14 protein-coding genes are annotated in these 12,874 nt (G+C 67.3%); 11 read left to right on the top strand and 3 right to left on the bottom strand.

Annotated features, from left to right (window positions below; translation table 11 throughout):
• From ACIQ3R_RS08790 to ACIQ3R_RS08775, 4 genes are all read left to right on the top strand, one after another.
• The coding region (locus ACIQ3R_RS08790; protein WP_397417446.1) for a zinc-binding dehydrogenase at window positions 1-861 on the top strand (861 nt) is incomplete at its 5' end.
• 4 nt (window positions 862-865) lie between these two features.
• Window positions 866-1,753 (top strand): alpha/beta fold hydrolase, encoded by an 888-nt coding sequence (locus ACIQ3R_RS08785; protein ID WP_397417444.1) that lies wholly within the window; start codon window positions 866-868, stop codon window positions 1,751-1,753.
• A 38-nt stretch (window positions 1,754-1,791) separates the two neighbouring features.
• Window positions 1,792-3,654 (top strand): FAD-dependent oxidoreductase, encoded by a 1,863-nt coding sequence (locus tag ACIQ3R_RS08780; protein WP_397417442.1) that lies wholly within the window; start codon window positions 1,792-1,794, stop codon window positions 3,652-3,654.
• A gap of 644 nt (window positions 3,655-4,298) precedes the next feature.
• Window positions 4,299-4,784 (top strand): Fur family transcriptional regulator, encoded by a 486-nt coding sequence (locus ACIQ3R_RS08775; protein WP_397417440.1) that lies wholly within the window; start codon window positions 4,299-4,301, stop codon window positions 4,782-4,784.
• A 27-nt stretch (window positions 4,785-4,811) separates the two neighbouring features.
• Here the strand turns inward: ACIQ3R_RS08775 and ACIQ3R_RS08770 are convergent, their stop codons facing one another.
• The 3 genes from ACIQ3R_RS08770 to ACIQ3R_RS08760 are packed head-to-tail and all read right to left on the bottom strand — an operon-like array spanning window position 4,812 to window position 6,659.
• A complete protein-coding gene (locus ACIQ3R_RS08770) occupies window positions 4,812-5,321 on the bottom strand; it encodes a DUF1826 domain-containing protein (protein ID WP_397417438.1) in 510 nt (169 codons plus the stop codon).
• Between the two features lie 3 nt (window positions 5,322-5,324).
• Window positions 5,325-6,467, bottom strand: coding sequence for an iron-containing alcohol dehydrogenase family protein (locus ACIQ3R_RS08765; protein ID WP_397417437.1), 1,143 nt, complete (start codon window positions 6,465-6,467; stop codon window positions 5,325-5,327).
• Window positions 6,468-6,491: 24 nt separating this feature from the next.
• Window positions 6,492-6,659 carry a hypothetical protein gene (locus ACIQ3R_RS08760; RefSeq protein WP_397417434.1) on the bottom strand — a complete coding sequence of 56 codons (168 nt, stop codon included), beginning with the start codon at window positions 6,657-6,659 and terminating at the stop codon, window positions 6,492-6,494.
• 152 nt (window positions 6,660-6,811) lie between these two features.
• On the opposite strand from ACIQ3R_RS08760, the gene zigA reads away from it, so the two are divergent.
• The 7 genes from zigA (at window position 6,812) to ACIQ3R_RS08725 (ending at window position 12,849) form a co-directional block, all read left to right on the top strand.
• Window positions 6,812-8,017: a zinc metallochaperone GTPase ZigA gene (gene zigA / locus ACIQ3R_RS08755; protein WP_397417432.1), complete on the top strand. Its 1,206-nt coding sequence runs from the start codon at window positions 6,812-6,814 to the stop codon at window positions 8,015-8,017.
• The gene (locus ACIQ3R_RS08750) at window positions 8,017-8,175 is read left to right on the top strand and encodes a hypothetical protein (RefSeq protein ID WP_397417430.1); all 159 of its coding nucleotides are present in this window, start codon (window positions 8,017-8,019) and stop codon (window positions 8,173-8,175) included. The genes zigA and ACIQ3R_RS08750 overlap by 1 nt, the downstream gene beginning before the upstream one ends.
• Window positions 8,172-8,555, top strand: a complete 384-nt coding sequence (locus tag ACIQ3R_RS08745; protein WP_397417428.1) for a MerC domain-containing protein — start codon at window positions 8,172-8,174, stop codon at window positions 8,553-8,555. Before ACIQ3R_RS08750 ends, ACIQ3R_RS08745 begins: the two co-directional genes overlap by 4 nt.
• Before the next feature lie 96 nt (window positions 8,556-8,651).
• Window positions 8,652-10,070: a hypothetical protein gene (locus tag ACIQ3R_RS08740; RefSeq protein WP_397417426.1), complete on the top strand. Its 1,419-nt coding sequence runs from the start codon at window positions 8,652-8,654 to the stop codon at window positions 10,068-10,070.
• A 24-nt stretch (window positions 10,071-10,094) separates the two neighbouring features.
• Window positions 10,095-10,619, top strand: a complete 525-nt coding sequence (locus ACIQ3R_RS08735) for a TonB-dependent receptor domain-containing protein (RefSeq protein ID WP_397417424.1) — start codon at window positions 10,095-10,097, stop codon at window positions 10,617-10,619.
• Between the two features lie 98 nt (window positions 10,620-10,717).
• Window positions 10,718-11,440, top strand: a complete 723-nt coding sequence (locus tag ACIQ3R_RS08730; RefSeq protein ID WP_397417422.1) for an ABC transporter ATP-binding protein — start codon at window positions 10,718-10,720, stop codon at window positions 11,438-11,440.
• Window positions 11,437-12,849: a DUF3526 domain-containing protein gene (locus ACIQ3R_RS08725; protein WP_397417420.1), complete on the top strand. Its 1,413-nt coding sequence runs from the start codon at window positions 11,437-11,439 to the stop codon at window positions 12,847-12,849. Before ACIQ3R_RS08730 ends, ACIQ3R_RS08725 begins: the two co-directional genes overlap by 4 nt.
• Window positions 12,850-12,874 lie beyond the last annotated feature (25 nt).

Here is a 12,874-nt window from a genome sequence, read left to right as displayed (position 1 = left end):
ACCGAGGCCATGGAGCAGAATCTGGCGGCCGGCCCGGTGCTGGGCCACGAGTTTGTCTGCGAAGTCGTCGATTTCGGCCCCGAGACGCAGCGCGCGCTCCCGCTAGGAACCCGCGTGGTGTCGATGCCCTTCGTGATGCGAGGCGGCGCGCCGGTGCTGGTGGGAACCAGCCCAGAGACTCTCGGCGCCTACGCCGAGTTCATGGAACTGACCGAGGCGCTGTTGTTGCCCGTGCCGGATGAGACGCCTGACGAGGCCGCAGCTCTGGTGGAGCCGGTCGGAATCGCCGTCCATGCGGTCAACAAGGCCGCGCTTTCCGGTGACGAGACCATCGTCCTGGTGGGCTGCGGCCCGATCGGCCTAGCCCTGGCGGCCGTGCTGAAGGCGCGCGGCTTCCGTCACATCGTCGCATCCGATCTTTCGCCGCGGCGCCGTGAGCTGGCAGGCGTCATGGGGGCCGACGAGGTGGTCGATCCCGCAAGCGACAGCGTGATCGCCCGCGCGGCGGCCCGGTCGCCCGGGGCGCCGTTGGTAATCTTCGAGAACACGGGCGCCCGGGGCATGCTGCACAGGGTGGTGCTCGAGGCTCCGGCCAACAGCCAGATCGTGGTCACCGGCATCGCCGCCGGCGACGAGAGTCTGGTGCCGATAGTGGCCATCACCAAAGAGCTGCTGGTTCGGTTCGTGATCTACTATTCCGGAGAAGAGTTTTCTGAAGCCCTGGCGCTCATCCGCGACGACCGCATCAACTGGCGGCCGCTGATCACCGGAAAAGTCGGATTGGCGGGTGTCACTCAAGCCTTCGCGGACCTCTCCGATCCTGAGCGGCACGCCAAGATCCTGATCGAGCCCTGGAACTGAGCCGATGATTCCAGGCGCCAGGCAGATTTCACTTACGGCCAACGACCTGACCTTCACAGCCTGGGAGATGGGCCAGGGGCCGTTGGTGCTTTGCCTGCACGGATTTCCGGACACGCCCGCCACCTGGGCTCACCTTGTTCCGGCCCTGGCCCAGGCGGGATTTCGCGCAGTCGCCGTCACATCGCGAGGCTATGAGACCTCATCACAACCTCCGGATGGCGACTACAGCGCCGCCGCGCTCAGTTCAGATGTCATCGGTTGGATCCAGGCGCTGAACGAACCCCGCGCGCACTTGATCGGACATGATTGGGGCTCGAGCATTTGCCACCTCGCCGCGGCCCGCGCGCCCGAGCGGGTCGCGTCCTTGACCGCCCTTGCGGTTCCCCACCCGGCGGGATTCGCGGCTGTCGTCGGCAGTGACTTCGCCCAGCTCGAGCGCTCCTGGTATGTCTTTCTGTTCCAGACGGGCGCCCTGGCCGACGGCGTCGCGGCGGCGAATGATTTCGCGTTCCTCGAACATCTCTGGCGGCGCTGGTCCCCGGATTGGTCGCTCCACGCATCGGCCTTGTCGGCGATGCGGACCGTCTTTCGAACGCCGGGAGTCCTGACGGCGGCCCTTGGCTACTATCGGGTCGCCTTCGACCCCGCACACCCCGCGGCCGCCGAGACGGCCGCCCTGGGTGCGACGCCGATCCGGGTTCCGGTCCTGGGGATCTCTGGCGCGCGGGATGGCTGTGTCACACCAGAGGTCTTCCGGGCCGCCATGCCGCCGGCCCTCTTCGCAGGCGGTGTCACGCTGGACGTCTGGCCCGACGCCGGACACTTCCTGCATCTGGAACATCCGGCGCGCACCGCCGACCGACTCGCCGGATGGCTATTGCGGGCGTCGTGACGCGCGCCGCTCGGCCGAGGCCATTTGGGACGAAAGCGATGAACACCAGCCCGCCCACCGCCAGTCTTGGCTTGCTCGTCGAGGCCGAGGACTTCGACTCCTACGGCGGATGGGTGCTCGACTCGCAGTTCGAAACGCAGATGGGCTCGCCGTATCTGCTGGCCCATGGTCTTGGAAAGCCAGTGGCTGACGCGACAACCACTGTCACGGCTCCGGACCAGGGCGACTACCGGGTCTGGGTGCGGACCAAGGATTGGGCCCCGCCCCACGCGCCCGGGCGCTTTCATCTCTCAATCAACGGCGCGCGGCTCGACGTTGAATTCGGGGCCAACGGGCCAGCCTGGTCGTGGCAGACCGCAGGGCGCATCGCGCTGCCCAAGGGAGAGGTCCGGCTCGCCTTGCATGATCTCACCGGGTTCGAAGGACGTTGTGATGCGATCTTCTTTGGCGTGGATGACACCCCGCCGCCCAACGCCGTCGACGAAGCGAGCCGGGCGTGGCGCAAGCGCCTTCGCGGCCTTCCGGAGGTCCCGCTCGATGCGGGCGAGTTCGACGTTGTCGTGGTCGGCGGCGGCGTATCCGGATGCGCAGCGGCCCTGACCGCCGCTCGATTGGGCCAGCGTGTGGCCCTGATACATGACCGGCCGGTGCTGGGCGGCAATGCAAGCAAGGAAATCGGACTGATGCCTCGAGGGGCTCAGGGCTCTGTGCTCAGGGAGCTTTCGCAGCGCACGCCCGATGGCGACCTCATGGCGCTCGCCCTCCTCGAGGCCGAGCCCACCACCGCTGTTTTTCTAGAGCACCGCATCATCGCGGCCGCGAAAGATGGCGACCGCATCACATCGGTCGACGCCGTACAGGCCCGAGGCGGGCTCGAGCGCCGGTTCCGAGGCCGCACGTTCATCGACGCGAGCGGCGCCGCAATTCTGGGTGTGCTGACCGGCGCCGAAACCATGTTCGGACGGGAGGCGCGTTCGGAGTTTGATGAGCCTTACGCGCCCGAGGTCGCCGACAACATGCATCACGGCAACACGTTGTTCTTCCGTACCCGGATGGCGGAGCAGCCGGTCCCATTTCCAGACGTGCCCTGGGCGACTGAGGTGTCCAAGGACTACGCCAACTTGAGTGGGCAACTGGTGAAACCGGGGCTCGAGAATGGCCCGGGCCCCTCGGCGAACCCGGACAACGCCACCTTTCAATTCAGCGTCGACCCAAGCCAGGCCTGGATGATGCAGTTTCCGGCCACTCACTATTGGGAGTACGGCCAGTGGCTAGATCCCTACACCTCAGGCGAGTTGGTGCGGGATCACCTGATGCGGGCGCTCTACGGGACGTTCTCCAACGTCAAACGCCTGGATCCCGAGGCCTACGCCAACCTTGAGTTCGAGTGGATGGCCTTCGTCCCGGGGCAGGGGGAGTATCGGCGCTATCGCGGCGACTACGTTCTCACAGAGAATGACATCCGCAACCACACCCGCTTCAACGACATGCTGATCGCCAACGACGGCTCATTCTGTATCCACTGCGCGTGGCGCCCGGGGGAGGGGAAGTACGACTTCCGTCTCAAGGACTGGATTTTCGATATGCGGGATCAGGAGTCCTACGGAATTCCGTTCCGTTGCCTTTACTCGGCCAACCTCGACAACCTGCTGATGGCCGGAAAACACATCAGCGTCACCCACGTCGCCGGTTCCTCCGTCAAGCTCATGGGCAATGGCGCTCAGCATGGCGTGGCGGTCGCCGCGGCGGCGTATCTTTGCAACGAGCACGACACGACCCCGCGCGGCTTGCTTGAGGATCACCTCGATAAGCTTCGGGCGCTGGTGGACCGGCTGACCGGCCACGACCACGACATGACCAGCCATCCTCCAGCGCGAAAGTTCGTGGCCGTGCCGGGGTGAATGCGGCGCGTCCAGCCGGCGTCGGCTCAAAGCGCTCGCGCAATACAACCCATGACGAGGCCCGACCGCATGGCGGACGGATACCGATGGCGGCCCCAATCTGACCATTGCAGCGTCGCTGCAGCCACGACGGATCAGGCTATGGCGGGAGACTTTCTGCCTTCCGACTGTCACCACCGCCATCAGTCGTGGACAAACATTGGTTGAGTTTTCTGGAGACGGGTTGCGGCTCGACTGCCAGCACCGATCTGGGAGCTCGGACTCCGCTCGATGCCGTGGAGGCTGTCCTAGGGCCTGGGCCGCCCGTCCGAAGCGTGGTCAGGCGATCATGACGACGCCAATGGGACTGTCAGGTGGAGACCTTCAGTCAGTCGCTGACGAAATCATCTCCAATTTGGGCGCACCTCTCCCAGCCTGCGGTGGCGCGACCGCAAAAGCGATTTCCACTCGGCCGGAGCCGCTGAGCGCCGTTCCTTGAAGAGGTTGAGGCTGACGGCGCCCGGCGCTCAATAAGCCGACGCAGTTGACGTGAAGATAGCCGATCAAGCTCTGAGGCCGCCCTCTCACACCGACGTCGAGGTTTTCGCCGCCCTGTCTCAAAGGCGCGGCTTCCTGGGGCGTCGAATGATCGGTAGACTTGCCTCGTGACCGCGTCAGCCGCCAAGCCCGCACCCTGTCATCATCGACCTACGGCGCGCCCAAGTCGCGCCGCCCTGACCGCGGCGTTCGCGAAGGGGCGTGAACGTAGCGAAGCGGCGGGCCTGCGCTGGACGCCACTGCGGCAAAGGGCGCTGGAACTGCTTCTCGAAGCCGATGGTCCGGTCAAGGCCTACGATCTGATCGCCAACTTCAAGGCCGATGCAGCCACGGCGCCGCCGACTGTCTACCGCGCGCTCGACGCGCTCGTGGAATTGCGACTTGCCCATCGGATCCCCAGCATCAACGCTTACGTCGCGTGCCATGGCGAGGACGACGGTCATGTGGCGTCCTTCCTGATCTGCGACTGCTGTGGCGCCGTGGAAGAAATCGAGGCGCCGACCGGTGAATTGCTGAGCGCCATCGCCGCCCAGAGCGCGTTCCAGGCGGCCAGCCTGACGGTCGAAGCGCACGGCCGCTGCAAGACCTGCTAGGCGTGAGGCGCCGACGCGGTCGCTGCGTCAGTCCACCAGATCCATGACCAACAGCCACCGGGGCCGCGACCGGCGCGCGGGGGGCGACCTATGGAGGAGCTTGGGGACGCCTGGCCAGCGCGAACCCTTGAGCAGGACTGCGGATCCGGTCGGAATGCGCAGCACGGTGTCCGGGTCATCGGCTGTGGCCAGTTCGACTCCTGGACCACGATAGGCCGTGATCAGCCGGAGTTTGAGCGCGTCCTGGTGAAACCGCGGGCAGGCGCGCGTGGTGACGGTCTCGAGGGTGAAACGCCACGCGTGGCCGAGGCCAAGATGCGTCAGCTGGTCTCGAAGGACGATCATATCCGCGCTGAGCCAGGGTGGCAGGGCCGTGAACTCATCCTTGGCGGGCCGCGCCCACGCCGGGAACTCGCGATCCTGGATCGGGCTGGGCCTTGTCCAGACCGCCGCGCCGACCTCCGGCTCAATGATCGCGGCGAAGACGTCAGGGTCGGTTCCCTCGACGACCCGTCGGCCTGGATCATCGAACGCCATTCCTCACCAGGCTGCGCGATAGAGGGCTTCTAACGCCGCGGGGTCCACCGGCCGCGGATTGCCGCGGTTAACGAAGTCGGCCGTGGCGTCCTCGACCAGAATCGGAAGCAACGCGTCGTCGGCGCCCAGGTCGCGGATCGATCGTTCGATTCCGATGTCGCGGCGAAGGGCAACGACGGCGTCGATGGCGTTGCCGCCGGTTGTCGGCCGATCCGGGGCCAGGATGCGTCCGATCTCGGCGTATTTCTCGTCGCGAACCGGCAGGTTGTAGGCCATGACGTGGGGCAGCATTGTCGCCAGCGTCTGCCCATGGGCGGCGTTCAGGCGGGCGGACAGCGAATGGCCCGTGCCGTGAGCCGACCCCAAGCCCGCGACATTGAAGGCGATGGCGGCCATGCACGACGCGAGCAGCATTTGCGCGCGGGCCTCAGCGTCCGACCCCGTCTCGACCACCCGGCGCAGATTGCCGGCGACGAGGCGGATCGCTTCAAGAGCCACGGCGTCGGAATAGGGCGTGGCCCGGGCGGCGACGAAAGCTTCCACGGCGTGGGTCAGAACGTCGAAACCGCAAGTGGCGGTAGGATAGGCCGGCAGTCCGAGAGTCAGGTCCGGATCGAGGATCGCGAAGGCCGGCGTGATGCTGGGATGCATCACATATGTCTTGCGGCCCAGAGCTGTGTTCGTGATCACGCAGGCGCTGTTGGTCTCCGAGCCGGTCCCCGCCGTCGTCGGCACCGCGATCACTGGCGCGCCCGGCGCCTGAGGGGACCGCGCAGCCAGTTCGGCGAGGACACCGCCGTTCTGCGCCAGCAGCGCGATCGCCTTGCCGCAGTCCATCGACGAGCCGCCGCCCAGTGCGACGACCCCAGCGCGACCCATAGCGGCCAACTGCGCCGCGCCAGACTCGACATTGCGATCCGTGGGATTGGCCTCCACGCCATCGAAAGTCTCGACCCTCACGCCGGCGGCGGTTAGTGCGGAGGCCACCGCATCGACAATGCCGGTCGCCGCAAGCCCGCGGTCAGTAACGACGAGGACGGCGTCGAGCCCGAGCGCCTTCGTCTGTTCGGCCAAAGCAAGGGCGGCGCCGCGCGCAAAGACGATGGTCGGAAGCGGTCGGACGGCGAACGTCTGGTTGGAAAGCATGGGGTGTCCTGAAGCTGGAGTGGATCAGGCGTCGTTGCGGCGCGCCCGGCAGGGCATAGCCAGCTCGTGCGCAAGGGTCAGAAGGGCCTCCACGGTAGCGTTGCGTGGCACCCAGCGGGCGTCGGCCGCCTGAACGCCGGCGAGCAGCAGGTCGCGGGCCTGCGCGACGTCCTCGGCGTGAACCTTCGCCACGGCCTGCGCTAGCGACGTCGGAGAGGGTGGGGCGGGGTCGGGCAAGACGGGGCTCCAAGCAGCTCGGACTACAGTTCTGTAACGATATAACGTTGCATCTATCGGGACGTCCAGTCATGTTATTGGTTAACAACCAACAGGAGATCTCCGCGATGGCTCTGTTGCCCGTGACCGTGCTTTCCGGCTTCCTGGGGGCTGGCAAGACCACACTGCTCAACCACGTACTGCGCAACCGCGAGGGCAAGCGGGTGGCGGTCATCGTCAACGACATGAGCGAGGTCAATGTGGACGCCGCGCTCGTGCGGGGCGGCGGCGCGGACCTGTCGCGGACCGAAGAACGGCTGGTTGAGATGAGCAACGGGTGCATCTGCTGCACCCTGCGCGAGGACCTGCTGGCGGAAGTCCGGCGGCTCGCGGCCGAGGGGCGGTTCGACTACCTGCTCATCGAATCCACGGGCATCTCCGAGCCCATGCCGGTGGCGGCGACCTTCGACTTCATCGAGGAGTCGGGCGCCTCGCTGCGCGACGTGGCGCGTCTCGACACCCTGGTGACGGTGGTGGACGCGTTCAACTTCCACCGCGACTACGCAAGCCGCGAGTTCCTGGCCGATCGCGGCGAAAGCCTCGGCGAGGCGGACGGGAGAACGGTGGTGAATCTGCTGGTTGACCAGATCGAGTTCGCGGATGTCATCGTGCTGAACAAGGTCGATCTCGTGACGCCGGAGGTGCTGGCGGAGGTCGAAGGCATCTGTCGTGTCCTCAATCCCGGCGCCCGGATCGTGCGCGCCGAGCGTGGCATGGCGCCTTTGGACCAGATCCTCGAGACCGGCCTCTTCGATATGCTCAAGGCGCAGAGCGCGGCCGGATGGCGCCAGGCGCTGGAGTTCGGGAAGACGCCCGAGACTGAGGAATATGGCGTCGGGAGCTTTGTCTATCGCGCGAGGCGGCCGTTTCATCCTGAACGGCTGATGGCGGTGTTCAACCGCGCCTGGCCCGGGGTCTGGCGCTCCAAGGGCTTCTTCTGGCTGGCGACCCGGATGAACCAGGTTGGGACCTGGAGCCAGGCCGGCGCCGTCGTAGAGCACGAGTGGGGCGGCTACTGGTGGGCGGCGATCCCGCCGGAGCGCCGGCCTCAGGACCATGACTCGCGGGCGGCCTTGGCGGGTGTATGGCGCCAACCGCATGGCGACCGCCGCCAGGAGCTGGTGCTGATCGGCAAGGACATGGACGAGGCCGCCCTCACCGCCATGCTCGACGCGGCCTTGCTCACGCCGGCGGAAGTTCAACGCGGGGTGAAAGCCTGGGCGAAGCTGCCCGACCCGTTCCCAGCCTGGGGCCGCCAGTTGGAGACGGCCTGATGGCCGCGCCCGAACGCCTCGATCCGCGCCCGACGCCGGAACGCCTCCAGTCGATTCTGCTGGGACTGGCTCAGGGCTGCGACTGCTGCGACCCCGAGGCGCCGGCGCACATCCGATCGTGGCCCTTCTATGGCGAGGGTCTGGAGGCTGAAACGTGAGAGCCGGTTTAACCGCCCGCGTCCTCAACGGATCGGCGATTGGCCTATCCGGCCTCTGCCTGGCCCATTGCCTGGCCTTACCCTTGGTCGCTGCGCTGCTGCCGGTCTTGGGAGGCTGGACGGGCGCCGAATGGGTGCACGTGCTTCTTGTCGCATTGGCGGCGCCCATCGCCGCGCTAGTCTTTCTGCGGCCGGCTCGCGGAGGCGCACCGCCGTGGTTGCGTCTCATGGCGGCGGCGGGCGTCGCCCTCCTCGCCATCGGCGCGCTGGACCCTGGCGGCTGGGAACGTCCGCTCACGGTGGCCGGCAGCCTCACACTTGCGAGCGCCCACATCATGAACTGGCGCCGTCGGCGCGCGATCAACTGTGCGTCCTGCTAGTCGACCTGCAGGCAGGCCTTCTGGACCTGAGCCGACTTCCCTCGAGCAGGGCCGGGCGCGATGCGCTCTGAGCGGACAATAGAGGCGCTCCAACACATGCTGCGCTTGGAGTTACAACGGATCGGGGGGTCTGGAAGGCCGCGACGTCCCTGGCTGGCCGGGGCGCTGGGTCTGGCGGCGGCGGGCGCGGCAAACACCGCCGCTCTGGCGCAGCGTGTCACCGAAAACGCCGTCACCAGCGCGGACGATGCCTTCGGCAACAGCGTCGGCCGCGAGACCATCGGGCTCTACACGTCCTCTTCCGTTCGGGGTTTCTCAGCCTTCGCGGCCGGAAACGCGCGCATCGATGGCCTGTACTTCGATCCGGTCTGGAACCCGAATCCGCGAATCCGCCTTTCGACGTCCATCCGTGTGGGCCTCTCGGCGCAAGGCTATCCGTTCCCGGCGCCCACCGGCGTGGTCGACCATGCGTTGAAGCGTCCTGGCGCGGCGGCGGGCCTATCGGCCTATGCGACGGTCGACACCTACGGCACGGCGGCGCTCGAGATCGACGGGGAGACCGCGCTGGGGGAGACGTTGAGTGTCGCAGGCGGCTTCAGCCTCAACCGCAACGCCTTCTACAACGCCATCGAGGGGGTCCAGCACGTAGAAGGGCTGCTCGCGAACTGGCGTCCGGCGCCGGGAGTCGAGATCAAGCCGTTCTGGAGCCGCTCGGACATCTACGATGACGAGTTCGGACCGACCTACGTCCCCGGAGGCGCCTATCTGCCAACCCGGAGGTCTCGGCGGGTTTTCGAGGGTCCGCAGGAGCCCAAGTACCGGAGCACAGCCCACCTCTACGGTGTGCAGGCCGAGGCTAGTCCGGCGCCGAACTGGCAGATGCGCACGGGTATCTTCCGAACGGCGTTCGACGACCGTCGCACCGCCACCAACCTGCTGCTCAACCTGCAGCCCGACGGTCGAGCAGACCAGGTCTTCATCGTCGATCCGCCGTCGAAAATCGCCTCAACCAGCGGCGAGGTGCGGGTCAGTCGCCAGTTCACGGACGGACCGCGTCTGCATGTGGTTCATCTTAGCCTTCGCGGCCGCGACCGGCGCGAGCGCTACGGCGGTTCCGACATCCTCAACCTCGGCCCGACGGTGGTGGGCGACCCGGTGGCCCCGGTAGAGGGGCCGTTCGACTTCGGACCGCAGATCTTCGATGAAGTGCGGCAATGGACGGGCGGCCTCGCCTATGAAGGCCGCTGGCAGGGACTGGGCGAGATCAGCCTCGGCCTGCAGAGGACCGATTATCGCAAGACCATCGACCAGCCTGGGCTGCCCCGCGTTAGGTCGAAAGCCTCGACCTGGCTCTACAGTCTGGCGGGCGCGGCCTATCTAAGTGAGCAGTTCGCGATCTACGCTGGCTATACGCGCGGCCTCGAAGAGTCCGGCGTGGCGCCCGAGAACGCCGCCAACCGCAACGAAGCCCTCCCGGCGATCCGCACCCGCCAGCGGGACGCGGGCGTGCGATGAACGGTGGCACCAGGACTGAAAGTGGTGGCCGGCGTGTTCGACGTCCGCAAGCCGTACTTCAACCTCGACGAGCGGCAGGTGTTCACTCTGTTGGGAGACGTGGCGCATCAGGGCATCGAGGCCTCGCTGGCGGGCAAGCTGACTCATCAGCTCGACATCGTGGCCGGCGGCGCTTTCATGCGGCCGCGTGTCACAGGCGAGGGCGTGACCCTCGGCAGAGTCGGCCCCCGCCCGGTGGGCCAGCCGGAACGGACTCTACAGCTGAACCTCGACTGGCGCCCGGCGCGCCTGGATGCGCTTTCGCTCGACGCGGGGGTGACGCATCTCAGCCGGCGCCCCGCGACGCGCAGCAACAGCGTCTTCCTGCCGGCGCGCACGCTCGTGGACCTCGGCGCCCGCTATCGGTTCGAGGTTGCGGACCGCGACGCTTCGCTGCGTCTGCGGGTCACCAATCTCTTCAACTTTTACGGTTGGGACCTGCGTGGCGCGGGCGCTTACGACCAAATTGCGGGCCGCGTGGCGAGCGTCGCCCTCGCTGTAGACTTCTGAGTTGAGAGACGGGCCGCGACGACCGATCCGGACTTGACCCAGATAGAGGATTATAGGGTGAATGTTCGTTATATCATAACATGAAGGGCGAACCGATAATGCAAGCTGTCCTGGAGGCTTCCGGGCTGACCAAGCGGTTCAGCGACGTCGCGGCGCTCGACGGTCTCGATCTCCAGGTCTCCCGCGGCGAGATCGTCTGCCTCCTGGGCGCCAACGGGGCCGGCAAGACCACGACGATCAACCTGTTGCTGGGCTTCCTGAAGCCTACCGCCGGCTCGACCTGCGTCGCGGGGCTGGATGTGGCGGCCGATCCGGCGGCCGCCCGGGCGCGGCTCGGATATGTGGCCGAAGTGGTGAGCCTCTACCCCTCGCTCACGGGCGCCGAGAACTTGGCGTTCTTCCACGCGCTTTCGGGCCAGCCGCCGCTGACCAAAGCGCGGCGTGATGAGATCCTCCAGTCCCTGGCCTTTCCGATGGACGCCGTTGATCGACATGTCGGGGCCTATTCCAAGGGCATGCGACAGAAACTCGGTCTGGCCATCGCCCTCGCCAAGGACGTGGAGGCCATCCTGCTTGACGAGCCGCTGTCGGGCCTGGACCCGGCGTCGGCCAACGACCTGGTCGAGGTGCTGCGCGGCGTGGCCAGCCGCGGCCTGGCGCTGCTGGTTTCCACCCACGACATCTTTCGCGCTGTCGAGATCGCGACCCGCATCGGCATTATGCGCCACGGTCGCCTGCTCGAGTGGCTGGATCCACGCACGCTGAGCGCCAAAGAGCTGGAGGTGATCTACCTCCGCCACATGGCGGAGCGCGCCGCATGACTCTGACCGCCGCCATCGTCCGAAAGGATGCGCTGGAGTTCGTCCGCGACCGCCGCCTGCTGATCGCCGCGATCCTGGTCGGCCTCCTGGCCATCGCCGCCATCGCTCTGGCGCGGCAACACGTGGTCACCTACGAACGCGACCGCGCTGTCGCCGAGGCGCAGGACCGCCGCACCTGGCTGAATCAGGGCGCGCGCAATCCGCACGGCGCGGCGCAATTCTCGGCCTGGGCCTTCCGGCCCTTGGGCGCGCTGACCCTGTTGGACCCGGGGGTTACGCCCTACGCCGGCTCGGCTATCTGGATGGAAGCCCACGCACAGGATCCCGCCGCGGCGCGCGCCGCGGAGGACCGCGTGGCCACCCTCGACCTCGGGACCTTCAGCCTCGCCTGGTTGCTGCAGACGCTCGCGCCACTGCTGGTCGCGGTGCTCGCCGTGGGCCTGGTCGCGCGCGAGCGGGAGCGCGGCACGCTAAAGCTCATGCTGGCGTCCGGCGTGCGGGCCGAGCACGTAGCGGCGGCCAAAGCCACCGCCCTCGGCCTGCTGGCGGCGATCGTGGTGGCCCCTCTCCTGGTCGTGGGCGCGGGCGCCGTGCTGCTGGCGCGGTCGCCGCTGACGGGCGACGAGATCCAGCGCTTGGGCCTGTGGGGCGTGGCCTACGCCGTCTATCTTGCGGTCGTCGTGCTGCTGGCCACAGTGGTCTCAATCCGCACGCGCTCGGTCGACCGAGCCATGCTGGTGCTCGTTGGCCTCTGGATGGTCGCCGTGCCGTTGGCGCCGCGCCTGGCCGCGGCAGCCGCCGACGCGCTCGCGCCGACGCCGAGCGCCCGCAGCTTCTGGGAGCAGGTGAGCGCTGACCTGCGGGACGGCGCGGAAGAGCGCGAGAAGGCGCTCGAGGCGCGGGTTCTGCGCCAGTACGGTGTCTCGCGGCTTGAGGATCTTCCGGTTAGCTTCGCCGGCATCTCGCTCGACGCCAGCGAGAAGCACGGCGAGCAGGTGTTTGACCGCCGCTACGGCGAGTTGCACGCTACCGAAGACAGACAGCGCTGGATCATACGTGCTGCGGCGCTCGTCTCGCCGCTCGTCGCCCTTCAGAACCTCTCGGCGGGCCTTGCGGGGACCGACGCGGCCCATCAGCGTGACTTCGCCGCCCAGGCTGAGGCGCATCGTCGCACGACGGTGGCGCAGTTGAACGCCGACATGACCGCCAAGGCTGGGGCCGAGGGATTCGACTACAAAGCCGATCCCTCACTCTGGGCTAAGATTCCGACTTTCGCCTATCGCCCGCCGCCGTGGACAGCCAAGGCCGGCGCCTGGCTGCCCGACGTCGCCATCTTGTTGGCATGGCTCATAGCCGGGCTGCTTGGCCTCCGCGCCGCCGGGCGGGGGCTGGCGCGGGAGGAGATCTGATGTTTGTAACACTCCTGCAGATGGA

This window comes from Phenylobacterium sp. (assembly GCF_044371015.1).
Taxonomy (GTDB): Bacteria; Pseudomonadota; Alphaproteobacteria; order Caulobacterales; family Caulobacteraceae; genus Phenylobacterium.
The sequence above is the reverse complement of the archived record's forward strand: the minus strand, read 5'-3'. Positions and strand labels throughout refer to the sequence as shown.

Excerpts from the sequence above, each read along its gene's own strand:
- ACIQ3R_RS08785 (WP_397417444.1), top strand. The coding sequence starts at position 866 with ATGATTCCAGGCGCCAGGCAGATTTCACTTACGGCCAACGACCTGACC.
- ACIQ3R_RS08780 (WP_397417442.1), top strand. The coding sequence starts at position 1,792 with ATGAACACCAGCCCGCCCACCGCCAGTCTTGGCTTGCTCGTCGAGGCC.
- ACIQ3R_RS08770 (WP_397417438.1), bottom strand. The coding sequence starts at position 5,321 with ATGGCGTTCGATGATCCAGGCCGACGGGTCGTCGAGGGAACCGACCCT.
- ACIQ3R_RS08765 (WP_397417437.1), bottom strand. The coding sequence starts at position 6,467 with ATGCTTTCCAACCAGACGTTCGCCGTCCGACCGCTTCCGACCATCGTC.
- zigA (WP_397417432.1), top strand. The coding sequence starts at position 6,812 with ATGGCTCTGTTGCCCGTGACCGTGCTTTCCGGCTTCCTGGGGGCTGGC.
- ACIQ3R_RS08750 (WP_397417430.1), top strand. The coding sequence starts at position 8,017 with ATGGCCGCGCCCGAACGCCTCGATCCGCGCCCGACGCCGGAACGCCTC.
- ACIQ3R_RS08740 (WP_397417426.1), top strand. The coding sequence starts at position 8,652 with ATGCTGCGCTTGGAGTTACAACGGATCGGGGGGTCTGGAAGGCCGCGA.
- ACIQ3R_RS08730 (WP_397417422.1), top strand. The coding sequence starts at position 10,718 with ATGCAAGCTGTCCTGGAGGCTTCCGGGCTGACCAAGCGGTTCAGCGAC.
- ACIQ3R_RS08725 (WP_397417420.1), top strand. The coding sequence starts at position 11,437 with ATGACTCTGACCGCCGCCATCGTCCGAAAGGATGCGCTGGAGTTCGTC.